Genomic DNA, 23,785 nt, shown 5'->3' on the forward strand with positions numbered 1-23,785 from the left:
CAGCAAGCCGCGTCTGGAAAGGGTGCCGTCGGCCGATCAATGAATGACGAGCGACAACTGTCAACGAGCCACACCCGCCCCCGTCACACGCTGGCACGTGGAGCAGCAACGGGAACCGGGCTGCAATTAAGGCTGAACCAGCAGCTCACAGGCGTGCCGGAACCAGCTCAGGCGGCCCGCTTCGACAGCGCGACCCGAGCGCGGACCGCGCGACCGGCAGAAATTTTGATGATGATCCTTGTCCATCGCTGGATCTCCTCCCCCGAGGATCACTTGTCCGCACCAGATTGCCAGAGCATTCAATCCGACGTCAAGAAGTGAGACCTGTAAACAAGAGGTCAACGACCTTAATGCAAATACTTTGCAATTGCGAGACACCCGACGCCAGGGCAAACCGGACGAATGTCGGCACGCATAGTCCGCACTGGAAGTAGCCGTATTTCACACCTTGAGACAGTCGCAGATCAGTCTCTTACGCACGCCCAAAAAAAGCCGAGGCGTCGCGGGTAGGAACAACCCGCGAAACCTCGGCCGCAACAGCAGATTTCAGACAATATCCGAGCGAGAATTTCTCAAATATGCGAAGACGAAGATCAATACAATCCATCCTCCGAAGACCGCAGCGCCGGTGTCCATGGAGAGCAGCCCGTCCTGCGGGATGCGCCGCAGGGACTGGGCCGCCGCGCCCGGCAGCCAACGGCCGACTGTGGTGGAGGCCTCGAAGACGATCGGCTCGAAGACGATCAGCCAGGCCAGGGCGGCCACGATCGCGACGACCTGGTTCCTGGTGGCAGCCCCGAGGCACACCCCGAGCGCCCCGAACAGCGCTGCCGACGCGACCGCCCCACCGAGGGTCGTCCAGATGAACGACTGGCCGAGCTGGAGCGTGAGCCCCTCGCTGCTGATGGCGACCCACATGGTGGCCAGGGTGGCAGCGCCCGCGATCACCCCGAAGACAGCCCCGAGCACTGTGTAGAGCATCAACTTGGCGGCCAGCACGACCCCCCGCCGCGGTTCGGAGACGAAGGTCTGGTCGGCCTGCCCAAACCGGAACTCCCCCGCCATGCCGATGATCCCGGCGATCGCGACAAGGATCGAGCCGCTGCCCACCGAGTGCAGGTCTCCACGGAGGGCCTCCTCGCTGACCAGGGAGACGTCTCTGGCATTGGCAAGCACTATCGCCCCGATGGTGGAGGCGATGGCCAGCAGCGTGGTGCCGACGAGCAGCCACCAGATCGTGGGCGTCGCCCAGAGTTTTCTGAGCTCACTGCCGAGCAGACGGTTCACCGGACACGCTCCAGGGCCTTGTCCTCAGCCGACGCGGTCAGCTCGAGGAAGATGTCCTCCAACTCCGCCCGCTCCTCACTGAGGTGATGCACCGCGACGCCGCCGGCCAGGGCAAGCTCGCCGACCTCGGGAGCGGTCAGCCCGACCACCCGCAGCCCGCCGTTCGGATCCACGCTGCTGCTGCCACCCCGACCGCGGACCAACTGTTCGAGTACGCCGTTGTGGGCGCTGCGGACCACGACCGCGCGGCCCCGCCGGCTCATCAGCTCGCTCAGGCCGCCCTTGGCGATCAACCGCCCCTTGTGGAGCACCACCACGTGATCGGCGATCGCGTCGAGCTCGGCCAGATGGTGGCTCGACAGGAAGACGCAGCGTCCCTCCGCGGCGAGGTCGCGCAACAGCCCGCGCAGCCACAGCATCCCGGGCGGGTCCAGGCCCTTTGTCGGCTCGTCCAGCATGATGATCCGCGGATCCCCGAGCAGCCCGGCCGCGAGCGACAGGCGCTGCTTCATCCCCAGCGAGAACGCGCCGACCCGCCGCTGCGCGGAGTCTCCCAGGCCGACCATGTCCAGCACCTCAGCGATCCGACGCTGCGGGACCCCGCTGGCACGGGCCAGGATGCCCAGGTACGCCCGGGCCGTGTGACCGGGGTGGGCGCCGGGACTGTCCAGGACGGTGCCGACCGTCAGCCGCGGGTTCGGGATGTCCCGCAGCCACCGGCCGTCGATCAGCGCTTCACCCGACGTCGGCTGCACCAGGCCCAGCAGCATCCGCATCGTCGTGGTCTTACCCGCGCCGTTGGCCCCCACGAAACCGGTGACCGCGCCCATCGGGGCGTCGAACGACAGGTCGTCGACGGCGACGACGTCGCTGAACCGTTTGGTGAGTCGGACGCAACGGATCCCGTTGCCGGCCGCGGTGGTGCCATCGCCATGCACTGTGCTCATCGCTTCGTGCCGTGCCTCTCTGGATCAACCGTGAAGTTTGAAGCCGTGCCCGCCGTGCAGACCCGCCGCGGATCCGGTGGCGGGGCGGCCGGCCGGCATGGTCAGCGCCGCGACGATCGCGAAGCCGGCCGTCACGCCCGCCGCCACGAGGAAGCCCCGCTGCTGACCCGCCAGGACGAGCAGGCTGCCGCCCGAGACGGCACCCGCGGCAGACGAGAGGATGGCCACGCCGAAGGCGCCACCGATGTCGTGTGAGGTCATGTAGAGACCCGACGCGCTGCCCGCGCGATCGCCCTCGATGCCCGACAACGCGGTGACCGAGAAGACGACGAAGCTGAGCCCCAGGCCGAAACCGAGCAGTACGAGCCCCGGAAGGATGTCGGCCGGATAGCTGACCGGTGTCGTGGCACGGCTCAGCAGCAGCGCCCCGACCGCCGCCACGGCGAGGCCCACCGCACTGGCCCACCGGGGGCCGAGATGCCCGAGCAGCGCGCCCCCGAGGTGGGCCGCCAGGGCGATCGCCACCACCATCGGGAGCAGCGCGAAGCCGGTCTCCAGGGCGGAGGCCCGCAGCGTCGTCTGCAGCATGAACGCGCCGAGGAACAGCGCGCCGACCAGGGTGATGGTGGCGCCGAAGATGCCGACGGTGCTGGCCGCGAGACTTCGTTGCCGCCAGAGCGCCGGCGGCACGAGCGGGCGCCGGACGTGTCGTTCGACCCCGGCGAAGAGACCGAGCAGCGCGACTCCCACGGCGAGCAGGAGCACGGTACGGGTGGCGCCCCAGCCGTGTCGGTCGGCGTCACTGATGCCGTAGATGGTGACCGCGAACGCGGCGGTGCCGACGACGGCACCGATCAGGTCGAGCTGCCCGGTGGCGGCGACGCGGGGCGACCGGGAGATCAGTCGTGGAACCAGGATCAGCACCAACAGCCCGACGGGCAGGTTGATGAAGAACGCCCAGCGCCAATCGAGCCAGGTGGTCAGCGCGCCGCCCACCAGGAGACCGGCCGCGGCTCCGCCACTGGCAATCGCGCCCCATGCGCCGAGCGCTTTGGCCCGCCGCTCACCGTCGTAGACGAGCGCGATGATGGACAGGGCCGCCGGAGAGAGCAGCGCGGCGCCCGCGCCCTGCATCGCCCGGGACGCGACAAGCAGCGCCGAGGTGTTACTCAGGCCGCTCACGGCCGACGCCACGGTGAACAGGATCAGCCCCGCAAGGAACACCCGGCGGGCGCCGAACAGATCCGCCAGCCGGCCCCCCAGGAGGAGCAGACCGCCGGTGGCCAGCACGTAGACGGAGACCACCCACTGCACGTCCCCCGGACCGAAGCGCAGATCCGCGTCGATGGCGGGAAGCGCGACGTTGACCACTGTGACGTCCAGCGCGACCATGGCCTGCGCGCAGGCCAGGACGACCAGGACGGTCCACGGGGTCGGCCGCGCGGCGCCCGGTCCGGCGGGCGTCGCCGCGCCGGTCGGTGCGAGGCCCGGCTGATCATCCCGCAGCGTCACGGCTTGGTCCCCGAGCCGCGGGTGCCGCCCGCCCCGGCGTTGCGACGCCGCCGGACGAGGTGGAAGGCGCCGAAGACGAGCAGGGCGACAAGGCCGATAATCGCGATGACCAGGTGAAAGGTCTGCTGCACGGGTGAGCCCCCCGGGTAGAATGAACAAGCGCTCATTAGGCTATGAGCGAGTGTTCATACCTGTCAAGCGGGGCGCGCCCGCACGGGTCACGTTTCACCCCACTGGGTTAGGCTTCCGGCGTGCCCCGCGGAATCGCCAACCCCGAGCTGCGCGAACAGCTCTTCGACGCCGCCGAGCGGGTGTTGCTGCGAGACGGGCCACAGGCCCTCACCGGACGGGCGATCACCCGCGAGGCAAACTGCGCCACCGGGCTCCTGCACAGCCATTTCGGCGACCTGGAGGGGTTCCTCACCGCGCTGATCGTGCGACGGTTCCGCGAGCAGGCCGAGCAGGCCGCGGCCCTCCCGCCACTGGCGGGCACGGGTGACGTGGTGGGCAACCTGACCCGCGCCGGGCTCACCCTGTTCGAGCCCCGCACACTCGGCATCGCGAACCTGGTCATCGCCCGCCCCACCCTGCGCTCCCGGGTCGAAGCCGTGATGTCCGAGGGCGCCCCCGGGCTCCCCGAGGTGACCACCTCCATCAGCGACTACCTCGACCGGGAGCGACAGCTCGGGCGGCTGCCCCTCGGCACCGACAGCGGCGCCGTCGCGCTCGCCATCGTGGGCACGGTGCACCACCTGCTGCTGACCGGCGGCGTGACCGACCCGGAGGCGGTCGTCACCCGGCTGGTCCGCGCGCTGGTGAGCGAGGGCACGCCAGGGCCCAGCCCGGTCAGCCCGCGGGTTCGGTGACGAAGTCGATCAGGCGTTCCATCGCGTTGATCAGCGGCGTCTCCACGTCGGCGAAGCTGCCCACCCGGGAGAGGATGTGCCGCCACATCGCCGCCGGCTCGGCCACCCCGAGGGCCGCGCAGACGCCCTCCTTCCACGGCTGCCCCGGTGGCACCACCGGCCACGCCGCGATGCCCAGCGCCGCCGGCTTCACCGCCTGCCAGACGTCCACGTAGGGGTGGCCGGTCACCAGCACGTACGGCGAGTTCACCCGGGCGACGATCCGGCTCTCCTTGCTGCCCGGCACCAGGTGGTCGACGAGCACGCCGAGGCGTCGGGTCGGACCGGGGCCGAAGCCGCGTACCTCGGCGTCGAGGGCGTCGATGCCGTCCAACGGCTCCACGACCACACCCTCGATCCGCAGGTCGTCGCCCCAGATCCGCTCGACCAGCGCGGCGTCGTGGATGCCCTCCACCCAGATCCGGCTGGCCTTCGCCACCTGGGCGCGGACGTTGTCCACCGCCACCGAACCGGACGCCGTGCGTCGACGGGCCGCCGGCACCGGCGCGCGGCTCGGTCGGCGCAACGTCACCGGGCGGCCGTCGAGCAGGAACGCCGCCGGCAGTAGCGGGAAGTTGCGTCGTCGGCCATGCCGATCCTCCAGGATCACGGCGCCGGCCTCGAAACCCACCACCGCGCCGCAGAACCCGGAGTCGGCATCCTCCACGACGAGATCGGGTTCGGCGTCCACCTCGGGGGTGACCTTCCGTCGCCGCCAGTCTCCCGCCAACACGTCGTCGCCGTATCGCCCCGCCATGTCGATCACGCTAACCCCCGCGGCTCCGCCCCCGGCCCCGACACACCGCCCACTCACCTCGACCGCCGGACACCCGCAGATCTGACGCCGGGGCCGAGATTCGGGGCGAACAGGGTAGTTCGGGGCAGGCCGGGCGACCGGAGCGGCAGTCGAGACAGGGCCGGTCGGGACCACGTACCCTTTCGGCATGTCCACCCCCGCAACGGGCGCGGCCACACTCACGCCGCGTCGGTCGAGCCGGTTCGTGGCCTGGGTGCGCGCGTGGCGCGCCGGGTTGGTGCCGTACGACGAGGTCGCCGACGCCATCGCCGGCGACGAGGAGCACCTCGTCGCGGACGCCCCCGGCACCTGGACCGACGTTCCGCTGGGCGCCGCGCTGCCCACCCTGGCCAAGCTCTCCCCGGATGACATCCGCCTGGTGCTGCCCGCGCCGGGCGACCCCCGGGGGCTGCCCGGCCCGGGCGACTTCGCCGGTGCGGCGTTGGTCACGGGCGAGGCGGTGGTCGCCGGCGGGCTCGGTCTGATCCCCCAGGTGCGGTCACACACCTCCGGTTCGGGGGACTGTTTCGAGACGGTGCTCTGGCGGGTGTACCCGCTGCCGGCCAACGCGCCCGCCGCCTCCCTCTCGCTGCCCGGCGCCGCCGAGGCGGAGGCCGAGTTGGCCGCCGCGCTGGCCGAGACGACCGCCGCGCTGACCCGACTCGACGTGGCCCAGTGGCGGCCCGAGTTGGCCGGCGCGCTGGCCGCGCTGCGCCGCCCGGACGGCGCCACCGACCTGCCACCGGGCTTCGACCCGCGAGCCCGCCGACTCTTCGCCCGCGCCGCGGTGCTCGACCGGGTGCTCGCGTTGGCCGGGCACGCCGCGCCCGGCGGCGCGATCAACAACTACGAGGCCCAGCAGCGCGACGCGGCTCTGCGCCCCCTCACCACTGCCTGCCGCCAGGCGCTGGTGGCCGCCTGCAACGCCCCACTGCGCCCCTGACGAAACCCCCGCGGCGGCGGAACACCGCGCCACGCTGCGCCGCGCCGCCCACAGCACGCCACACGCGCCGCACCACACGGCGCCACGCCACGCATGATCGCGCTCGATCCAGGATGTAGTGGCCTCCCGCAGGAAAATGGCCACTACGTCCTGGTTGCAGCACGATCATCAGCCCGGCTCAGCGCGACGATCATCAGCGCCGGGGCCGCGACCGCCAACGCCGGCGCGCCGCGACCACCAACGCCGGGACGAGTGACTGAGCGGGGTCGATCAGATCTCGTCGAGCAGGTCCGCGACCGAGTTGATGATCCGGGACGGGCGGTACGGGTAACGCTCCGCCTCGGTACGGCTGCTGATGCCGGTGAGCACCAGGATGGTCTCCAACCCGGCCTCCAGGCCGCAGAGGATGTCGGTGTCCATCCGGTCGCCGATCATCGCGGTGCTCTCCGAGTGCGCGTTTATCGTGTTGAGGGCCGAGCGCATCATCATCGGGTTGGGCTTGCCGACGAAGTACGGCTCCACCCCGGTCGCCTTGGAGATCATCGCGGCGACCGAACCGGCGGCCGGGAGAGCACCCTCCACGGACGGGCCTGTCACGTCGGGGTTGGTGCAGATGAAGCGGGCCCCGTCGTTGATCAGGCGGACCGCCTTGGTGATCGCCTCGAAGCTGTAGGTGCGGGTCTCACCGAGCACCACGTAGTCCGGTGCGAAGTCGGTGAGCACGTAACCGACAGCGTGCAGCGCCGTGGTCAGCCCGGCCTCACCGATGACGTACGCGGTGCCGCCCGGCCGCTGGTCGGCGAGGAACTGGCCGGTGGCCAGCGCCGACGACCAGATCGACTCCTCCGGCACGTCCAGCCCCATCCGGCTCAGGCGGGCCGTCAGGTCACGCGGGGTGTAGATCGAGTTGTTCGTCAACACCAGGAACGGCTTGCCGGAGGCACGCATCCGGTTGATGAACTCCGGTGCCCCGGGCACCGGCTGGCCCTCGTGCACCAGCACGCCGTCCATGTCGGTCAGCCAACTCTGTACGGGCTTGCGGTCATGCATCGGTGCCCCCAGCAGGCGTCGGACGGCGGGTCGGTACGCAGCAGACGGTCGGGCAGCTGTCCCACATCGGCAGCTCGCCCAGGCGGCGGCGCAGCTGCGCGCCGTCCGGGTCGGTCCGCTCGGTGACCAGCTCCCGCACCATTGTCACGAAGCGCGGGTCGGTGCCCGGGGTGGCGGCCCGGACGAAGTCCAGGCCGAGCTGCTTGGCCGTTTCCAGCGCCTCGGTGTCCAGGTCCCAGACGACTTCCAGGTGGTCGGAGACGAACCCGATCGGGCTGACCACCACCGCGGTGGTGCCGCCCTGCGCGAGGGTGGCCAGGTGGTCGTTGATGTCCGGCTCCAGCCACGGCATCTGCGGTGGGCCGGAGCGGCTCTGCCAGACCAGGTCGTACGCGAGGTCGGGGGCGGCGGCCGCGGCCACGAGCCGGGCGGTCTCGTGCAGTTGCGCCTCGTACCGGCCGCCGTGCGGGCCGGCGTTCGCGGCCATGGAGCTGGGGATCGAGTGGGCGGTGAAGACCAGTCGGGTGGTGTCCCGTCGCGCCGGGTCGAGTTGACTCAGGGCCGCGCGGACCGCGTCGGTGTGCGGCTCGACGAAGCCGGGGTGGTCCCAGAACTGGCGCAGCTTCTCGATCACCGGGGCGTCCGGGCCGACCGCGGCCCGCGCGGCGGCGATGTCCTCCTGGTACTGCCGACAGGACGAGTAACCGCCGTACGCGCTGGTGACGAAGGCCAGCGCCCGGGTGACCCCGTCGTCGCGCATCTGGGTCACGGTGTCGGCGAGCATCGGGTCCCAGTTGCGGTTGCCCCAGTAGACGGGAAGGTCGAGGCCGTGCGCGGCGAAGTCGGCGCGGATCGCGGCCAACAGCTCACGGTTCTGCCTGTTGATCGGGGAAACCCCGCCGAAGTGCTGGTAGTGCTCGGCGACCTCGGCCAGCCGCTCGGGCGGCACGCCTCGACCCCGGGTCACGTTCTGCAGGAACGGCATCACGTCCTCGGGCCGCTCCGGCCCGCCGAAGGACACCAGCACCACCGCGTCGTACGACATGGGGTCATTCTTGCCGGTCGGCCGGGACCACCCGGCGACGCCCCCTGGTCCGGACGCGTGGGTCACGTCGGGGGCGTCGTCGGGGGGAACGTCAGGAGCCGATGGCGTGGTAGCCGCCGTCGACGTGGACGATCTCGCCGGTGGTGGCCGGGAACCAGTCGGACAGCAGCGCCAGGCAGGCCTTGGCGGCGGGCACCTGGTCGTTGAGGTTCCAGCCCAGCGGGGCCCGCTCGGACCAGGCGTCCTCGAACTCGTCGAAGCCGGGGATCGACTTCGCGGCGATGGTGCGCAGCGGCCCGGCGGCGACCAGGTTGCTGCGGATGCCCTGCTTGCCCAGGTGCATGGCGAGGTAGCGGGACGCCGACTCCAGACCGGCCTTGGCCACGCCCATCCAGTCGTAGACCGGCCAGGCCACCTTCGCGTCGAAGGTCAGGCCGACCACCGCGCCGCCGGGGGACATCAGCGGCAGCGCCGCCATGGCCAACGACTTGTACGAGAAGGTGGAGACGTGCAGCGCGGTCGCGACGTCCTCCCAGGGGGCGTCGAGGAAGCCGCCGCCCAGGCAACTCTGCGGGGCGAAGCCGATCGAGTGCACGACGCCGTCGAGGCCGTCGACGTGCTCGCGCACCCGGTTGGCGAGGCTGGCCAGGTGGTCGGTGTTCGTGACGTCCACCTCGATGACCGGGGCCGGCTCGGGCAGCCGCTTGGCGATCCGCTCGACCAGGGAGAGCCGGCCGAAGCCGGTGAGCACGACCTGCGCGCCGTTCTCCTGGGCGAGCTTCGCCACCGAGAAGGCGATCGAGGCGTCGGTGATGACACCGGTGACGAGCAGCCGCTTACCGGCGAGCAGTCCGGACATCCGGGAGTTCCTCCGTACGTTGTTGAGATGCGCTGGTCAGTGGCCCATGCCGAGGCCGCCGTCGACCGGGATCACCGCGCCGGAGACGTACCCGGCGCTGTCGGAGGCCAGCCAGGTGACCACCCCGGCGACCTCGTCCGGGCTGGCCATCCGGCCGGCCGGGATCGACTTGCGGATCTCCGCCTTGCGGTCCTCGGGCAGGCCGGCCGTCATGTCGGTGTCGATGAAGCCGGGCGCCACCACGTTGGCCGTGATGTTGCGGCTGCCCAGCTCCCGGGTGATCGAACGGGCCACGCCGACCAGACCGGCCTTGCTGGCGGCGTAGTTGACCTGTCCGGCACCGCCGGCGAGGCCGACCACCGAGGAGATGAAGATCATGCGGCCCCACTTGGCGCGGAGCATCTTCCCGGAGGCCCGCTTGGCGACCCGGAACGCGCCTGTGAGGTTGGTGTCCACCACGCCGGTGAACTGCTCCTCGGTCATTCGCAGCAGCAGCGTGTCGGCGGTCATGCCGGCGTTCGCGACGAGCACCTCGACCGGCCCCAACTCGGCTTCGACGGCGGTGAACGCGGCGTCGATCGAGGCCGCGTCGGTGACGTCGGCGCGGACGCCGAACAGCCCCTCGGGCGCCTCGCCGCTGCGGTGGGTGACCGCCACCCGGTCGCCCTGCTTGGCGAAGGCCTGCGCGATGGCCAGGCCGATCCCCCGGTTACCCCCGGTCACCAGCACGGTACGGGCCACGGTTCCCCCTTGCGAATGGTCAGCACGGACGCGTCGGAGCCTAGGCGTTACCGGTAGGTAAGCGCTAACGGGAGACACGTCACACTGGAGTACGACACCGGGATCAACCCCTGGTGGCACGCCCCGTGACGGGCTCGGCCCGTAGCCTCCCGGTGGTGAACCGGCAACCGATCGTCGTGGCTCTGCGGGCGCTCGGGCAGACCCTGTGGGGCGCGGACGCCCCGCGCGGCCGACCGCTGCTGGCCCGCTGGCCCGGGCTGGCCCGCTTCGCCGCGCCGGCCGGGCTGCTCGCCGCGCTCGTCCTGTTCCTGATCACGCTGACCGTGGAGAGCGAGTGGGGGCTGCCGCTGCCGGTCGCGGTGCTGTTCGCGGCGATGACCGTGGCACCGCTGCTGGCGTTGCCCCGGCGTCCACTGCTGGCCTGGCGGCTGACGGTGTTGGCCCTGTCGATCTGCACGTTCAACGCGCCGGCCGACCGGTCCTGGCCGTGGACGCCGTCGTTGGCGCTCGGGTCGGTCGTGGTGGTCGCGGTGGTGGTCACGAGGGTCGACCGGCCGGTGCTGGCCTGGGTGGTGGCGACCACCGCGGTGCCGGTGTTCACCCTGGTGCACCCGGAGAACCGGGCCGCCGTGCTGGCGCTGCTGGGCGCGCTGGCGATCGTCGGCGACCTGATCCGGCGTAACCGGTTGTCCCGGCGGGCGCTGGCCGCGCAGACCGAGCTGAGCGAGCGGGAGCAGGAGCGCCGCGCGGTGCTGGAGGAACGCACCCGGATCGCGCGGGAGATGCACGACGTGGTGGCGCACCACATGTCGCTGATCGCGGTGCAGGCGGAGACCGCGCCGTACCGGTTGACCGAGGTGCCGGCGCCGGCAGCCGCCGAGTTCGTGGCGATCGCCGCCTCGGCCCGCGACGCGCTCACCGACATGCGGCGACTGTTGGGAGTGCTGCGCAGCGAGTCCACCGGTCCGCAGACCGCGCCGCAGCCCGACCTGGGCGACCTGGGCGCGATGGTGGACGCGGCATGCCGGGCCGGCCTGCCGGTCACCCTCGACGTCGCGGGGGTGGACGACGCGCGGGTGCCCGCGCCGGTCGGGCTGGCCGCGTACCGCATCGTGCAGGAGGGCCTGGCCAACGCGGCCCGGCACGCGGCCGGGGCCGCGGTGCGCGTCACCGTCCGCGCCGAGGGGACCGCCCTGTCGGTACGCGTGCGAAACGCGCCGCCCGAGGACGCGCGCGCCCCGGCCACCGAGGCCGGGGCCGGGCACGGCCTGACCGGCATGCGGGAGCGGGCCACCTCCCTGGGCGGTACGTTCACCGCCGGGCCGCTGCCCGACGGGGGTTACGCGGTGGCGGCCGAACTGCCGTACGACGCGGAAGGCGGGGACGCGTGATCAAGGTGCTGATCGTCGACGACCAGGCGATGGTCCGGCAGGGCTTCGGCGCGCTGCTCGCCGCCCAACCGGACCTGCTGGTGGTGGGTGACGCCGCCGACGGCGCGCAGGCCGTGGCCGCCACCCGCCGGCTCGACCCGGACGTGGTGCTGATGGACGTGCGGATGCCGGTCATGGACGGTCTGGCGGCCACCCGCAAGCTGCTCGGCGACCGGTCGGCGCAGCGACCCCGGGTGCTCATCCTCACCACCTTCGACCTCGACGACTACGTGTACGAGGCGCTGCGCGCCGGGGCCAGCGGATTCCTGCTCAAGGACGCCCCGGCGGCCGATCTGGTGCAGGCGGTGCGGGTGGTGGCGGCCGGGGACGCGCTGCTCGCCCCGGCGGTCACCCGCCGGTTGATCGCCGAGTTCGCGGCCCGCCCGGACCACCGCCGGCCGCGCCCCACCGATCTGGCCGGGCTCACCCCCCGCGAGACCGAGGTGCTGCGGTTGATCGCCCGGGGTCGCAACAACGGGGAGATCGCGGGTGACCTGGTGGTCGCCGAGCAGACGGTGAAGACGCACGTCGGGCGGATCCTGGCCAAGCTGGGGTTGCGCGACCGGGCCCAGGCCGTGGTGCTGGCGTACGAGACGGGTCTGGTGTCCGCCGGCGAGTAGCTCCGCGGAGCCACCCCGCGGACGGCTCCCCGGGACGACGACCGCGCACCGCCCACCCGCGCACTGTGCCTCCGGACGACATTCCGGAGGGAGAACGAGATGCGACGACGAGGTGCCAGCCGAGTGGCGCTGGCCGCGCTGCTCGGCGTGAACCTGGTCCTGCCGACCCGAGCCGAGCCGGTCGCGGCGACGGGGTTCGTAGAGGCGTACCCGGTCACTGCGGCGGCGATGCGCGCGGCGGGCCCGCCGTACGCGGACTGGGCGGCCGACGGGCGTCGGTTCCTGTCGTTCGACAGGCGCGGCGACGGCCGCGCGGTCGAGGTGCTCGGCGACCTGGCCGAGGCGGACCGGATCGCGGTGCTGGTGCCGGGGGTGGGCAGCACCCTTGCCGACTTCGACAGGGGGTTGGGCGGGGTGGTCCGCCGGGCGCCGGCGGCGCAGGCCGGGCAGCTCTACCGGGAGTTGCGGGCGAGCGAGCCGCTGGCGCGGGTCGCGGTGCTGGCCTGGCTCGGCTACGACCCGCCCGACGGGGTGTTGACGGCCGCCGGTGACCGCAGCGCCCGGCGCGGCGCGGCCGGGCTGGTCGGGCTGCTGCGGGAACTGGCCGCGCGCCGTCCGGCGGCGACGATCACGGTGGTCGGGCACAGCTACGGGGCGCTGGTGGTGGCCCTGGCGGCGGCGGACGCCCCGGCCCAGGTCACCGATGTGGTGAGCCTCGGCGGCGTCGGCGCGGGGGTGCAGCGCGCCGACGATCTGCCGGGCGGACGGCGGTTCTGGGCGGCGGAGGCGACAACCGACTGGGTCCGTCGGGTTCCGCCGGTGCGGTTGCTCGGCCTCGGTTTCGGCCGCCGCCCCGGCGACCCGGCGTTCGGCGCCCGCAGCCTGCCGGTGGACGGGGTGGCCGGGCACGACGGTTACCTGGCCCCGGGCAGCGCCACGCTGGTGGCGGTGGCGGCGGTCGTGCTGGACGGTGTCGACGCCGGCTGGGTCGGGGACGCGCGGTGAACCGGGACCGTACCGTCGACGCGCTGCGGGCGTACGCCATCGGCGGGGTGGTGCTGGGACACTGGCTGGTCACCGGGTTGGTGCTGACCGGCGACGGTGGGCTGCACCAGGCCAGCCCGCTGACCGCGTTGCCCGCCCTGGCCCCGGTGACCTGGGTGTTGCAGACGCTCGGGCTGTTCTTCTTCACCGCCGGCTTCGGCTCGGCCCGGTCGCTGGCCGGCCACCGTGGCTCTCCGGGTGGCTGGTTGGCCGGTCGGCTGCGCCGGTTGCTGCTGCCGACTGTGGCGCTGCTGGGGGTGGGTGCCGCAGTGCTGCTCGCCGCCACCGTCGTCGGCACCCCGGACGACACGCTCGCCGTCGCGCTGCGGCTCGCGGTCAGTCCGTTGTGGTTCCTGGTGCCGCTGGTGTTCCTGATCGCGATGACCGGCCCGCTGCGCACTGCCGTACGCCGGTGGGGGTTGGGCCGTTGCGTCGTACCGGCGGTGGTCGTGGTCGCCGCGGCGGACCTGGCGGTGCGGCTGCTGCCGGCCGGCGGCCACCTGCCCCCGGTCAGCGTGGTGGCGGCCTGGTCGGTGCCGTACCTGCTGGGCGTGGCGCACGCCGACGGGCGGTTGGCCGGCCGGCGGGCGGCGGGCACGCTCGCGGCCGGCGGGGTGGCCGCGCTGACCGCGTTGCTGGCCGTGGGCTACCCGGTGAGCGCGGTCGGCGTGCCCGGGGCCGGGGTGTCCAACCTGAACCCGCCGTCGCTGCTGGCCGTGGCGCTGGCGGTGACCCAGGTCGGGCTGGGCCTGCTCGCCCGGCCGGCGCTGGAACGGCTGCTGGCCCGGCCGTTGCCGGGCCGAGCGGTGACCGAGGTGAACCGCTGCGCGTTCCGGATCTATCTGTGCCACCAGCCGATCCTGGTGGGGGTGACCGCGCTCACCGCCCGCGGCGGGCTGGCGCTGCCGGGGTTGCACACGGTGCCGGACGACCCCGGCTGGGTGCTGGCGCGTTTCTGCTGGCTGCCGTTGCTCGCCGCGGTGCTTGTCACTGTCGTGCGGGCGGGCCAGCCGCGACCGCGGCGCCAACCGGGCGGTGGAGGGGTCTCCGGCCGGTCGGCCGAGTGCGTCCCGTCGGCGCCGCAGGTGTACGATCATCAACGTTCCGGCCCGCCCGACTTGCAGGAGGTGATCGCTGTGCGAGATAGCGATCCTCCCAGTCGTGGCCGGGCCGATGGTCAGCCCCGCTGAGCCACGACTCAGTCTGGTGAGCTGACCCCGCTCCGCTCCCCCACCCCTCGGCATCCGCCGAGGTGTGTGCCGCGCCGTCCGGTTCCGGGCGGTCGCCGGGAGCCGCCCGGTCACGACTTCGTGTGCGCGTCCCCACCCCCTGCGGTCCGCCCCCGCACGCGGACCGTCCAGCCGCCACCCGGAGCCGTCCATGAGCCGCTACGTCGCCCCACTGGGCTTCACCCTCGCCGCCGTCTGGGTGGCCATCGTCTTCGTGCTGGCCGGCGGCGGCCACTGAGGTGGTGCTGACCGGCGGCGGTCAGTGACCACCGCCGGTCCACCGCTCTCAGAGCATCCGCGACGACCACAGCAGGCTGAGCGCGCCGGCGCAGAGCGCCAGCAGCAACGCCACCCCGGCGTACCACTGGGTCACCTCCCGCGGCTCGGTCCGGAAGCCGATCGAGCTGCCCATGTCCTGATAGACCTGCTTCAGCTCGCTCACCGAGGCCGCCTCGTAGAAGTAGCCCTCGGTGGTCTCGGCAAGCTCGGCCAGGGCCAGCCGGTCCACCGGCACCCGCTGCAACTGCCCACCGATGTCGACCTGACCGGTGTCGGTGCCGAACGCGATGGTGGAGACCGGCACGTTGGCCGCCTGCGCGGCCGCCGCCGCCTCCTCCACCGCCCGCCCGGAGGTGCGGAACCCGTCGGAGAGCAGCACGATCCGTGCCGGCGGGATGCCCGCCGCGCCGTCGGCCGGCACCGACCGGATCGCCTCCAGGCAGGTGAACACCGCCTCACCGGTCGCGGTCGCCTCGGCCAGCACCAGACCGTCGATGGCACTTGTCACAGCGTCCCGGTCCTTGCCCGGCGGCACCAGCACGTTTGCCGCCTTGGCGAACGACACGAGACCCAGGTTGTAGCTCTCCGGCAGCTCACCGACGAACTGCTTGGCGGCCTCCTGGGCCGCCTCCAGCCGGTTCGGCGCCACGTCGTCGGCCTGCATCGACAGCGACACGTCGATGGCGAGCATCACGGTGGCCCGCTCCAACGGCTCCCGGGTGTCCACCGCCGGCCGGGCCAGCGCGGTGGCCAACACCAACAGGCAGAGCAGGAACGCCGTCGCCGGAACGTGCCGACGCCAACCGAGCCCCTTCGGCGCCACCGTACGCAGCAGGTCCACATTGGTGAACCGCATCGCGAACGCCCGGCGGTGCAGCTGCCGCCAGACGTAGAACGCCGCGAGGGCGAGCACCGGCAGCACCGCCAACAGCCACCACGGTTGCATGAAACGGATCATCGTGTCGTCCCCCGGGTACGCGCGTGCCGCTGCGCGGCCACGAAACGCACCATGTCCAGCAGCCAGTCTCGGTCCGTACGCAGACGCAGGTGGGCCGCGCCGGCGCCGCGCAGGGCGGCGGCGATCGTGGCCCGTTGGGCGGTCGCGGCGTCGGCGTAGCGCTGCCGCAGCCGTGGATCGGCGGTCTGCACCTCGTGCAGCTCCCCGCTCTCCGGGTCGACCACCGGCAACACACCCACGTCCGGCAACTCCAGCTCGCGCGGGTCGACCACCTCGATCGCGAGCACGTCGTGGCGGACCCGCAGCTTGCGCATCGGCCGGGCCCACTGCTCGGCCGGCGCGAGGAAGTCCGAGATCACCACGGCCACGCCGCGCCGGCGGGGCGGACGGTTGAGCATCTCGATCAGGGCGCCCAGGTCACCACGGCCCGGCCGGATGGTGGTGCCGGCGACGGTCCGCAGCAGGCCCTGCGCCTCCTTGCGACCGGAGCGGGCCGGCAGCCGGGTGAGCACCCCGGGCCCCGCCGGCCGTGGTGCGCTCCGCCAGCGGCGGGCCGGTGCGGACACACCGCCGCCGGTGCCGATCACCGCGCCGATCCGGTTGCCGCCCCGCACGGTCAGGTGGGTGACGGCGGCCGCGGCGGCCACCACCACCTCCCGTTTGAGCCACTGCCCGGTGCCGAAGTCCAGGCTGGCGGAGAGGTCCACCGCCAGCCAGGTCTCCAGTTCCCGGTCGGCGACCGTACGCCGCACGTGGGGTGTGGTGGTCCGGGCGGTGACCGGCCAGTCCATCCGGCGCACGTCGTCGCCGGGGCGGTACTCCCGCGATTCGCCCGCCTCGCTGCCCGGCCCGGGCAGGAGACCGGCGTAGTCGCCCTGGAGCAGACCGTCGAGTTTGCGGGTGACGAGCAGTTGCAGCCGGGACAGCACGGCCTCGCTGCGGTCAGGGGCGGGACGAGGGGTGGGTGAGGTCACGGCCGCTGCCCGGGCCAGCCAGCGCCGGGCGGCGGCGCGGTCGACGACGGAGTGGCCTGCTGCCGGGGCGCGACCGCCGGCAGGGGAATTGTCGACATCACCCGGTGCACGATGTGGTCGGCGGGCACGTCGTCGGCGAGCGCGTCGTAGCTGAGCACCAACCGGTGCCGCAGGATGTCCGGCGCGATGTCCTGCACGTCCTGCGGCAGGGCGTAGTCGCGCCCGCGCAACAGCGCCAGCGCGCGGGTCGCCCGGACCAGGCCCAGCGAGGCGCGCGGGCTGGCCCCGTACTGGATCAGTTGGGCGACGTCGGGCATGCCGTGCTCGGCGGGGGCGCGGGTCGCCAGCACCAACCGGACCGCGTAGTCGACAAGGGCGTTGTGCACGAAGACCTGGTCCGCCTTGCGTTGCAGGGCGATCAGCTCGGGGGTGTCGAAGACCGCGGTCGGCTCGGGCGCTGCCACGCCCATCCGGTAGACGATCTCGCGTTCCTCCGCGTCGGTCGGGTAGCCCACCACGATCTTCATGAGGAACCGGTCCCGCTGCGCCTCCGGCAGCGGGTAGACGCCCTCCTGCTCGATCGGGTTCTGGGTGGCCATCACCAGGAACGGGTCGGGCACCCGGTGGCTCTCGCCGCCGATGGACACCTGCCGCTCGCTCATCACCTCCAGCAGCGCGGACTGGACCTTCGCCGGCGCCCGGTTGATCTCGTCGGCGAGCAGGAAGTTGACGAAGACCGGGCCCAGCTCGACGTCGAACTTCTCGCTGGACTGCCGGTAGATGCGGGTGCCCATGATGTCGGCGGGCACCAGGTCCGGGGTGAACTGCACCCGGGCGAAGGACCCGCCGACGACCTTGGCGAGGGTCTCCACCGCCAGGGTCTTGGCGACCCCGGGGACCCCTTCGAGCAGACAGTGACCGCGAGCGAGCAGCGCGACGAACATCCGCTCCACCATCCGGTCCTGCCCGACGATCACACGTTTGATCTCGAACAGCGCCCGCTCCAACAGGGTGGCGTCCTGCGCGGGTGTCGTCACCGCCGCGGGCGTCTGCGGTGCCGCCCCGTTCGGCGTCGGAGCGTCGGGCATGGTCGGCTGGGCCACCGGTCCTCCACAGCGTTTGTCGGTCGTCGCGGCTCGTGCGGTATCAAGACTCGCATGCCTTGCTGAGTGTCGAGGTGGGGAGAAGCCGATTTTCGCCGCGCCGCCCTCAGCAGCAGAATCGCCCGACGAGGGTGTACAAGGACCGGCCTGCCGCGTGTACGATTCACCCCGTCGCCGGGCGGCTCCCCCCGTGGTCGCCCGGCGATCAAACTTCCGTCCGGCCGCCCTAGACTGGCCCGGATGAGCATCCCCTCCAGCGCCGACGACGTCCTCGTCTGCTCGGCCCGCGGCTGCCGGGCCTCCGCTGTCTGGGCCCTGGAGTGGAACAATCCCCGGCTGCACGACGCCGATCGGCGCAAGACCTGGCTGGCCTGCGCCGATCACCGGACCAGCCTCGGTGACTTCCTGGACGCTCGCGGCTTTCTGCGTGCCGTCACTCCGGTGCCCGGATCGCCTACGCTCGACACGTGAGCACCCCCGGCGCCCCACCGCCTCCCGGATACGACGCCTCGACGGCCGCACCGGCGGGCCGAGGGCCGCTGGAGCCCTGGCCCGACACGGTCCACTGGCAGCCGATCTCCACCGACCTGATCTGGGTGGAGTTGATCCGGCTGGCGGTCGTTGTCGCCATCGGGCTGGCGGCGACAGGTGTCGGCTGGGCGTTGAGCGGCCACTGGCTGTTCGGGCTCGCCCTCGCCGTCGTGCTCGTGCTCGGCGGGTGGCGGGCCGTCGCGATCGTCCGCGCGGTCCGGGCCTGGGGGTACGCCGAAAGGGACGCCGACCTGCTGGTCCGGCACGGGCTGCTGGTCCGCCGCCTCTCCATCGTCCCGTACTCGCGGATGCAGTTCGTCGACGTCAGCGCCGGGCCGTTGGAGCGTGCCTTCGACCTGGCCACCGTGCAGTTGCACACCGCCGCGGCGGCGAGCGACGCCCGGGTTCCCGGACTGCGCCCGGCGGAGGCGTCCCGGCTGCGCGACCGGCTCACCGCGCTCGGCGAGGACCGGGCGGAGGGGCTGTGAACGCTGGAGCGGGCCGGCACCGCGGCGGACCTGACACGTCCGGAGCGGAGCACCGGCCGGGCCCGGGGCCGGTCCGATGAACGACGGTCCCGCCGAGCCGAGCACCGTGCCCCCCGCCGACGCGACGCCGCACGGGCCGCCGCCACCCGCCGACCTGACGCCGCACGGGCCGCCGCCACCCGCCGACCTGACGCCGCACGGGCCGGTGCCGTCGGCGGGGCCCTCCTCCGGGCCGGCGTACCCGGGCGACGGCGACGGCGAGCCCCGGCAGCGGCTGCATCCGCTCAGCCCACTGCTGCACGGCGCGAAGTCCCTGGCCGTGGTCATCGCCGGGTTGTCGTGGTCGACGCTGTCCCGGGTGGGCTTCGGCTGGTTCGCCGCCATGGTGGCGGTGCTGGCGCTGGGCGCGACAGTGCTGTCGGTGATCAGCTGGTACAACACGGGCTACCACGTGGTGGGCCGCGAACTGCGGGTCTACGAGGGGCTGCTCTGGCGGCGCACCCGGGCCATCCCGTTGGAGCGACTACAGGCCGTGGAGGTGGTCCGGCCACTGCTGGCCCAGCTCAGTGGTCTGGCCGAGTTGCGGCTGGAGGTGGTGGGCGGCGGCAAGACCGAGGCGCCCCTGGCGTACCTCGCGGTGGCCGACGCGGCCCGGCTGCGCGAGCGGCTGCTGGCGCTGGCCGGGCGGGTGACGCAGCCGACCGGGCCGGGCGACGCGACGGCCGCGGTGCTCCCGGGGGCGGCGGCGCCATCGGTGACGACCGCGCCGGGCCGACCACTGCACGCGGTACGCAACCAGAGCCTGCTGGTCAGCCAACTGCTCACCCCGCAGGCGTTCCTGCTCCCGTTCGGTGTGGCCTTCGTCGTGGTGCAGTTCGTCACCGCGGGGTCGTGGTCGTTCGTCGCGGTGGCGAGCACGCTGACCGCGATGGCGGGCGTGCTGCTGCAACCGATCCGGCGGGTCCTCGACGACTGGAACTTCCGGCTGGCCCGCGACGGCGGCACGCTGCGGGTGCACAACGGCCTGCTGGAGACGCGGGCGCAGGCCGTGCCACTGGCGCGGGTGCAGACCGTGCGGGCCACCTGGCCGCTGCTCTGGCGGGTGAACGGCTGGCTGCGGCTGCGCCTGGAGGTGGCGGGGTACTCCCTCGCCGAGGCCGACGACCGCAACCGGCCCGACCGACTACTGCCGGTCGGTGACCTGCCGACCGCGACGATGATCGTCGCCGAGGTGCTGCCCGGGGTACGCCTCGACACCCTGACGCTGACCCCTCCACCGACCCGCACCCGATGGCTGCACCCGCTGGGCCGTCGCGCGTTCGGCGCGGGACTGTTCGAGCAGGTGTTCGCCACCCGCTCCGGGCGGCTCACCCGGCAGTTGGTGATCCTGCCGTACGCCCGCATCCAGAGTGTGCGGGTGGTGCAGGGGCCGGTGCAGCGCCGCCTCGGGCTGGCGTCCGTGCACGCGGACACCGCTGGCGGTTCCGGTGCCACCGCCCAGGACCGCGACCTGGCCGAGGCGTGGGCGATGGCGGCCGAGCTGAACGCCCGCGCCCACCGAGCCCACCACCCCGTTCCGCAGCCTCCCGATGATCAGGAGGTCGTCGCCCCGACCCGCTGGCCGGAGGGGCAGTGACCGCCTGACCGACGGGTGGGTGCGGTCAGCGATCGGCGGGAATCGCCGGCTGGTCGGCGGTAGCCGGCCCGGTCGCGCCCTCCGGGGCGCCGATCCGCTCGGGTGGTCCCCCGGTGGCGGGCTGCGCCTCGGCCTTCGGGTGGCGGACCCGCCAGGCCGCCCAACCGCGCTCCGCCAAGCCGACCACCAGGAAGGTCAGCCCCACGTACGTCCAGCCGACCAGCACGTCGATCACGTAGTGCTCACCCGAGTAGACGAGGGTGAAGGTCATCGCCAGCGGGTACGCGAGCAGCAGCGGCCACCAGCGGCGGCGGGTGGTGGTCAGGAAGAACAGCACCACGAACAGCGCCCACGCGGTGTGCAGCGACGGCATCGCGGCGACCGGGTTGGACGCGATCTGGCCGGCGTTGAGCACGTTGCCGGCACCGTGCATGCCGAACGCCTTCCAGCCCCGGGTGGAGATCCGGGCGACCTCGGTGAGCAGCCCGTTCTGCGCCGCCCACCAGGGCGGGGCGGCCGGGTAGATGAAGTAGGTCACCAGGCCGGCGGCGCAGAGGAAACCCCAGCGCCGCATGTACGCCGCCCAGCGGTGGCGGTCCCGCAGCCAGAGCACCGCGGCGGCGGTCAACGCGACGACGAAATGGGAGAAGTACACCCAGCTCGCGGCGACGTCCCACCAGTGCACCTGTGGCCGGTAGAGGTGCTCCTGCAACCAGATGGTGGGCACCTCGCCGCCGGTGGCCCAGCCGAACATGAACCGGTCGGCGACGATCAGCTCCATCGCGTGCGGGGTGGCCCCGTTGTCGGCGAACCCGCGCGAGAGGTTGTAGACGACGAACAGCAGCACCACCGGCACCCAGTCCCGGGCGAAGCGCAGGTGACTGCGCCACGGCCGGTCGCTGTTCCAGGCGACGGTCGCCGCCCAGATCCAGACGAAGGCGTACGCGGGGTCGGTGGGCAGCCCGATCGCCAGCCAGGCAGTGACGAAGGCCACCGCCCACACGCTCATGGCGACGACGCGCCGACGACCCCCGTCGCCGGACGCGGGCGGGTCGGTCCGGGCGGGGGGCTGGGGGTCAGTCACGACGGCCATCGTCGTCAAGGTTAACGACGGGTACGGCATCGACCGACGGGGACCACCTGTCGGTCGTTCGCCGTGGGTGCGTCCGGATCGCCGGGCGCGTGCCCGAGGCCTCCGGCGAGCACCTAGGCTGACGACCATGCAGGAGCAGCCCGAGCCGGCCTTCGCGCCGGGTCTGACCGCCCAGGTCGAGTTGACAGTCACCGACGCGGACACCGCCCAGGCGGTCGGTTCCGGGGACGTACCGGTGCTGGGCACTCCCCGGGTGCTCGCGCTGGCCGAGGCCGCCACCGTCGCGGCGACGGCGACCGGGATGCCGGCGGGGTCGACGACAGTGGGCACGCGGGTCGAGCTGGAGCACCTGGCGCCGACAGTGGTCGGCCGGACGGTGCGGGCGCAGGCCCTGCTGGCGACGGTCGACGGGCGCCGACTGTCGTTCGAGGTCACGGTCAGCGACGGCGACCAGACGGTGGCCCGGGGTCGGGTGGACCGGATCCTGGTGGACCGGCAACGCTTCGTCGAGCGTGCCGGGCGGTCGTCGTGACCGCCGGTTTCGCCGAGATCGCCGACCGGGTGCACGTGAGACGCGAACCACTGCTGCGGGTCAACGTCACACTTGTCGTCGGCGACGACGAGGCGCTCCTTGTGGACACGCTCTCCTCCGCCGCTCAGGCCGCCGAGCTGGCCGCCGCCGTCCGGGCGGTCACCGACCGCCCGTTGACGCTCGTCAACACCCACCACCACTACGACCACTGCTTCGGCAACGCCGTCCTGGCCGGCGACCCGCCCCGCCCGGTGTACGCGCACGAGCTGGCCGCCACGGCGCTGCGCACGGACCCGGAGCGGCTGCGCCGGGAGGCGTACGCGGAGCTGCGCGAGGAGCACCCGGCGCTCGCCGCCGAGCTGGCCGACACCCCCCTGCTCGCCCCGACGCACACCGTGCACACCGAGACGTCGCTCGACCTCGGTGGCCGGCGGGTGCTGCTGCGGCACCCGGGGCGGGGGCACACCGACGCGGACCTGGTGGTGCACGTGCCGGACGCCGACGTGCTCATCGCCGGGGACCTGGTGGAGCAGAGCGGGCCGCCCGCCTTCGAGGACGCGTACCCCCTGCAATGGCCGGACGCGGTCGCGGACCTGCTGCGGCTGACCACCGCGCGCACTGTGGTGGTGCCGGGTCACGGTGATCCGGTGGACGTCGACTTCGTCCGCGCCCAGCATGCCGAGCTGGCGAAGCTGGCCTGGCTGATCCGGGCCGCGCACACCGGCAGCGCCCCGCCGGAGAGGGTGGCCGCGGAGGGCCCCTTCGGCGCCCGCGCCGCCCTGATCGCCGCCCACCGCGGCTACGCCGAGCTGAACGGCGAGGCCTAGGCCGCGAAGCGACGCTCGACGTCGGCGCGGGTGGGCATGGCGGTGGCCCCTCCGGGCCTCTCGCAGACCAGGCCCGCCACCCGCAGCGCGAACGCGACCCGCTCGACCCACCCGTGCGGGGAGTCCGGTTCGCCGTCGACGAGCAGGTCGGCGATCAGCGCGGCCAGCACGGAGTCGCCGGCGCCGGTGGCGTCGATCGCGTCGACCTTCGGGGCCGGCACCCGGACCGGGTCGGCGTCGGCGGCGGCCAGCACCGCCCCGGCCGCGCCGAGCGTCACCACCACCGTGGCGGCGCCCAGCTCGCGCAGGTACGCGGCCACCCCCTCGACCGGTTCACCCGGGTAGAGCAGCCCGGCGTCGGCGGCGCTCAGCTTGACCACGTGCGCGCCGGCGGCGAACTCGGCCACCACCTGGCGTAGCCCGTCCAGCGCGGCCGGCCCGTCCAGCAGTCGGGGGCGCACGTTCGGGTCGAAGACCCGCAGACCCGCGGCGAGCGACCAGGCCCGCCGGGCGGCAGCCAGCGGGCCGGGCCGGAGCAGCGCCACCGAGCCGCAGGAGAGCACGTCGGCGCCCTCCATCAGCGCGAGGTCCAGATCGTCGGGACCGAGCAGGCCGTAGGACGCCGGCTCGCCGTAGAAGCGGAAGTCGGGTTCGGGTCCGGCGTACGTGACCACCGCGAGCGTGGTCGGCGCCGGCACCGTCACCGCACCGGTCACCCCGACGTCGGCAGCGGTCAGGAAGTCGCGGATCCGGCCGCCCAGCACGTCGTCGCCGAGCGAACCGACGAACTGTGCCGCACCGCCGAGGCGGGCCACCCCGACGGCGACGTTGAGCGGCCCGCCGCCGATCATCTGCCGGTAGACCCGCTCCCCGTCGCGCTCGCTGTCGAGCAGGTCGACGAGCGCCTCGCCGAGCACCACCGCGTACCCCATGCCGATCCTCTCGTCGTCACCCAC

General features: G+C 73.1%; 25 protein-coding genes. 11 read left to right on the plus strand and 14 right to left on the minus strand.

The features are described 5' to 3' along the window. Positions 1 to 546: 546 nt before the first annotated feature. From ACQPWW_RS23980 to ACQPWW_RS23995, 4 genes are read right to left on the minus strand one after another with little or no spacing between them, the layout of a single operon-like run. Positions 547 to 1,287: a hypothetical protein gene (locus tag ACQPWW_RS23980; protein ID WP_433125700.1), complete on the minus strand. Its 741-nt coding sequence runs from the start codon at positions 1,285 to 1,287 to the stop codon at positions 547 to 549. Beyond that, entirely contained in the window at positions 1,284 to 2,234 is a 951-nt protein-coding gene (locus ACQPWW_RS23985; RefSeq protein ID WP_433125701.1) for an ATP-binding cassette domain-containing protein, read from the minus strand. Before ACQPWW_RS23985 ends, ACQPWW_RS23980 begins: the two co-directional genes overlap by 4 nt. A 24-nt stretch (positions 2,235 to 2,258) precedes the next feature. Then, the gene (locus tag ACQPWW_RS23990; protein WP_433125702.1) at positions 2,259 to 3,746 is read right to left on the minus strand and encodes an MFS transporter; all 1,488 of its coding nucleotides are present in this window, start codon (positions 3,744 to 3,746) and stop codon (positions 2,259 to 2,261) included. Next, positions 3,743 to 3,877, minus strand: a complete 135-nt coding sequence (locus ACQPWW_RS23995; protein ID WP_433125703.1) for an LPXTG cell wall anchor domain-containing protein — start codon at positions 3,875 to 3,877, stop codon at positions 3,743 to 3,745. Before ACQPWW_RS23995 ends, ACQPWW_RS23990 begins: the two co-directional genes overlap by 4 nt. Positions 3,878 to 3,997: 120 nt before the next feature. Here ACQPWW_RS23995 and ACQPWW_RS24000 point away from each other — a divergent pair, with 120 nt between their 5' ends. Further along, on the plus strand, positions 3,998 to 4,612 hold the full coding sequence (locus tag ACQPWW_RS24000; protein WP_433125704.1) for a TetR/AcrR family transcriptional regulator: 615 nt from the start codon (positions 3,998 to 4,000) through the stop codon (positions 4,610 to 4,612). Here ACQPWW_RS24000 and ACQPWW_RS24005 read toward each other — a convergent pair. Continuing rightward, positions 4,593 to 5,408, minus strand: coding sequence for a DUF3097 domain-containing protein (locus tag ACQPWW_RS24005; protein WP_433125705.1), 816 nt, complete (start codon positions 5,406 to 5,408; stop codon positions 4,593 to 4,595). The two genes, ACQPWW_RS24000 and ACQPWW_RS24005, sit on opposite strands and share 20 nt — an antisense overlap. Positions 5,409 to 5,595: 187 nt before the next feature. Between ACQPWW_RS24005 and ACQPWW_RS24010 the strand changes: the two genes are divergently transcribed. Beyond that, positions 5,596 to 6,390, plus strand: a complete 795-nt coding sequence (locus ACQPWW_RS24010; RefSeq protein ID WP_433125707.1) for a hypothetical protein — start codon at positions 5,596 to 5,598, stop codon at positions 6,388 to 6,390. Between the two features lie 270 nt (positions 6,391 to 6,660). Here the strand turns inward: ACQPWW_RS24010 and ACQPWW_RS24015 are convergent, their stop codons facing one another. From ACQPWW_RS24015 to fabG, 4 genes are all read right to left on the minus strand, one after another. Then, a complete protein-coding gene (locus ACQPWW_RS24015; protein ID WP_091403868.1) occupies positions 6,661 to 7,440 on the minus strand; it encodes an HAD-IIA family hydrolase in 780 nt (259 codons plus the stop codon). After that, positions 7,433 to 8,485, minus strand: a complete 1,053-nt coding sequence (locus tag ACQPWW_RS24020; protein WP_433125709.1) for a ferrochelatase — start codon at positions 8,483 to 8,485, stop codon at positions 7,433 to 7,435. Before ACQPWW_RS24020 ends, ACQPWW_RS24015 begins: the two co-directional genes overlap by 8 nt. Before the next feature lie 91 nt (positions 8,486 to 8,576). Continuing rightward, positions 8,577 to 9,344 (minus strand): enoyl-ACP reductase FabI, encoded by a 768-nt coding sequence (fabI, locus tag ACQPWW_RS24025; protein WP_433125711.1) that lies wholly within the window; start codon positions 9,342 to 9,344, stop codon positions 8,577 to 8,579. A gap of 36 nt (positions 9,345 to 9,380) precedes the next feature. Continuing rightward, entirely contained in the window at positions 9,381 to 10,085 is a 705-nt protein-coding gene (gene fabG, locus ACQPWW_RS24030) for a 3-oxoacyl-ACP reductase FabG (protein ID WP_355030443.1), read from the minus strand. Between the two features lie 155 nt (positions 10,086 to 10,240). Here fabG and ACQPWW_RS24035 point away from each other — a divergent pair, with 155 nt between their 5' ends. The 4 genes from ACQPWW_RS24035 to ACQPWW_RS24050 all read left to right on the plus strand — a co-directional run bounded on the left by ACQPWW_RS24035 (position 10,241) and on the right by ACQPWW_RS24050 (position 14,369). Continuing rightward, a complete protein-coding gene (locus ACQPWW_RS24035) occupies positions 10,241 to 11,476 on the plus strand; it encodes a sensor histidine kinase (RefSeq protein ID WP_433125713.1) in 1,236 nt (411 codons plus the stop codon). Next, on the plus strand, positions 11,473 to 12,135 hold the full coding sequence (locus tag ACQPWW_RS24040; protein ID WP_433125714.1) for a response regulator: 663 nt from the start codon (positions 11,473 to 11,475) through the stop codon (positions 12,133 to 12,135). Before ACQPWW_RS24035 ends, ACQPWW_RS24040 begins: the two co-directional genes overlap by 4 nt. Before the next feature lie 99 nt (positions 12,136 to 12,234). Beyond that, the gene (locus ACQPWW_RS24045; RefSeq protein WP_433125716.1) at positions 12,235 to 13,140 is read left to right on the plus strand and encodes an alpha/beta hydrolase; all 906 of its coding nucleotides are present in this window, start codon (positions 12,235 to 12,237) and stop codon (positions 13,138 to 13,140) included. After that, positions 13,137 to 14,369: an acyltransferase family protein gene (locus tag ACQPWW_RS24050; RefSeq protein WP_433125717.1), complete on the plus strand. Its 1,233-nt coding sequence runs from the start codon at positions 13,137 to 13,139 to the stop codon at positions 14,367 to 14,369. The genes ACQPWW_RS24045 and ACQPWW_RS24050 overlap by 4 nt, the downstream gene beginning before the upstream one ends. 325 nt (positions 14,370 to 14,694) lie before the next feature. Here ACQPWW_RS24050 and ACQPWW_RS24055 read toward each other — a convergent pair whose 3' ends face one another. The 3 genes from ACQPWW_RS24055 to ACQPWW_RS24065 are packed head-to-tail and all read right to left on the minus strand — an operon-like array spanning position 14,695 to position 17,722. Continuing rightward, positions 14,695 to 15,645, minus strand: coding sequence for a VWA domain-containing protein (locus tag ACQPWW_RS24055; RefSeq protein ID WP_433125719.1), 951 nt, complete (start codon positions 15,643 to 15,645; stop codon positions 14,695 to 14,697). After that, positions 15,642 to 16,637: a DUF58 domain-containing protein gene (locus ACQPWW_RS24060; protein WP_433134524.1), complete on the minus strand. Its 996-nt coding sequence runs from the start codon at positions 16,635 to 16,637 to the stop codon at positions 15,642 to 15,644. Before ACQPWW_RS24060 ends, ACQPWW_RS24055 begins: the two co-directional genes overlap by 4 nt. Next, a complete protein-coding gene (locus tag ACQPWW_RS24065) occupies positions 16,616 to 17,722 on the minus strand; it encodes an AAA family ATPase (RefSeq protein WP_433125720.1) in 1,107 nt (368 codons plus the stop codon). The genes ACQPWW_RS24060 and ACQPWW_RS24065 overlap by 22 nt, the downstream gene beginning before the upstream one ends. A 240-nt stretch (positions 17,723 to 17,962) precedes the next feature. Here ACQPWW_RS24065 and ACQPWW_RS24070 point away from each other — a divergent pair, with 240 nt between their 5' ends. From ACQPWW_RS24070 to ACQPWW_RS24080, 3 genes are all read left to right on the plus strand, one after another. Continuing rightward, positions 17,963 to 18,193: a hypothetical protein gene (locus ACQPWW_RS24070; RefSeq protein WP_433125721.1), complete on the plus strand. Its 231-nt coding sequence runs from the start codon at positions 17,963 to 17,965 to the stop codon at positions 18,191 to 18,193. Further along, entirely contained in the window at positions 18,190 to 18,741 is a 552-nt protein-coding gene (locus ACQPWW_RS24075) for a PH domain-containing protein (RefSeq protein WP_433125722.1), read from the plus strand. Before ACQPWW_RS24070 ends, ACQPWW_RS24075 begins: the two co-directional genes overlap by 4 nt. A gap of 76 nt (positions 18,742 to 18,817) precedes the next feature. After that, positions 18,818 to 20,377, plus strand: a complete 1,560-nt coding sequence (locus tag ACQPWW_RS24080; protein ID WP_433125724.1) for a PH domain-containing protein — start codon at positions 18,818 to 18,820, stop codon at positions 20,375 to 20,377. A gap of 25 nt (positions 20,378 to 20,402) precedes the next feature. Here ACQPWW_RS24080 and ACQPWW_RS24085 read toward each other — a convergent pair whose 3' ends face one another. Next, positions 20,403 to 21,470, minus strand: a complete 1,068-nt coding sequence (locus ACQPWW_RS24085) for a phosphatase PAP2 family protein (protein ID WP_433125725.1) — start codon at positions 21,468 to 21,470, stop codon at positions 20,403 to 20,405. A gap of 127 nt (positions 21,471 to 21,597) precedes the next feature. Here ACQPWW_RS24085 and ACQPWW_RS24090 point away from each other — a divergent pair, with 127 nt between their 5' ends. Beyond that, the gene (locus tag ACQPWW_RS24090; protein WP_357803715.1) at positions 21,598 to 22,002 is read left to right on the plus strand and encodes a thioesterase family protein; all 405 of its coding nucleotides are present in this window, start codon (positions 21,598 to 21,600) and stop codon (positions 22,000 to 22,002) included. Then, entirely contained in the window at positions 21,999 to 22,829 is an 831-nt protein-coding gene (locus ACQPWW_RS24095; RefSeq protein ID WP_433125727.1) for an MBL fold metallo-hydrolase, read from the plus strand. Before ACQPWW_RS24090 ends, ACQPWW_RS24095 begins: the two co-directional genes overlap by 4 nt. On the opposite strand, the gene ACQPWW_RS24100 is transcribed toward ACQPWW_RS24095, so the two are convergent. Next, positions 22,826 to 23,761 (minus strand): PfkB family carbohydrate kinase, encoded by a 936-nt coding sequence (locus ACQPWW_RS24100; RefSeq protein WP_433134526.1) that lies wholly within the window; start codon positions 23,759 to 23,761, stop codon positions 22,826 to 22,828. The two genes, ACQPWW_RS24095 and ACQPWW_RS24100, sit on opposite strands and share 4 nt — an antisense overlap. Positions 23,762 to 23,785 lie beyond the last annotated feature (24 nt).

It is taken from the genome of Micromonospora sp. CA-240977 (assembly GCF_050942285.1).
Lineage (GTDB): Bacteria > Actinomycetota > Actinomycetes > Mycobacteriales > Micromonosporaceae > Micromonospora.

Excerpts from the sequence above, each read along its gene's own strand:
- ACQPWW_RS24070 (WP_433125721.1), top strand. The coding sequence starts at position 17,963 with ATGAGCATCCCCTCCAGCGCCGACGACGTCCTCGTCTGCTCGGCCCGC.
- ACQPWW_RS24080 (WP_433125724.1), top strand. The coding sequence starts at position 18,818 with ATGAACGACGGTCCCGCCGAGCCGAGCACCGTGCCCCCCGCCGACGCG.
- ACQPWW_RS24020 (WP_433125709.1), bottom strand. The coding sequence starts at position 8,485 with ATGTCGTACGACGCGGTGGTGCTGGTGTCCTTCGGCGGGCCGGAGCGG.
- ACQPWW_RS24100 (WP_433134526.1), bottom strand. The coding sequence starts at position 23,761 with ATGGGGTACGCGGTGGTGCTCGGCGAGGCGCTCGTCGACCTGCTCGAC.
- ACQPWW_RS24090 (WP_357803715.1), top strand. The coding sequence starts at position 21,598 with ATGCAGGAGCAGCCCGAGCCGGCCTTCGCGCCGGGTCTGACCGCCCAG.
- ACQPWW_RS24005 (WP_433125705.1), bottom strand. The coding sequence starts at position 5,408 with ATGGCGGGGCGATACGGCGACGACGTGTTGGCGGGAGACTGGCGGCGA.
- ACQPWW_RS24015 (WP_091403868.1), bottom strand. The coding sequence starts at position 7,440 with ATGCATGACCGCAAGCCCGTACAGAGTTGGCTGACCGACATGGACGGC.
- ACQPWW_RS24085 (WP_433125725.1), bottom strand. The coding sequence starts at position 21,470 with ATGGCCGTCGTGACTGACCCCCAGCCCCCCGCCCGGACCGACCCGCCC.
- ACQPWW_RS24045 (WP_433125716.1), top strand. The coding sequence starts at position 12,235 with ATGCGACGACGAGGTGCCAGCCGAGTGGCGCTGGCCGCGCTGCTCGGC.
- ACQPWW_RS24010 (WP_433125707.1), top strand. The coding sequence starts at position 5,596 with ATGTCCACCCCCGCAACGGGCGCGGCCACACTCACGCCGCGTCGGTCG.
- fabI (WP_433125711.1), bottom strand. The coding sequence starts at position 9,344 with ATGTCCGGACTGCTCGCCGGTAAGCGGCTGCTCGTCACCGGTGTCATC.
- ACQPWW_RS24055 (WP_433125719.1), bottom strand. The coding sequence starts at position 15,645 with ATGATCCGTTTCATGCAACCGTGGTGGCTGTTGGCGGTGCTGCCGGTG.
- ACQPWW_RS23985 (WP_433125701.1), bottom strand. The coding sequence starts at position 2,234 with ATGAGCACAGTGCATGGCGATGGCACCACCGCGGCCGGCAACGGGATC.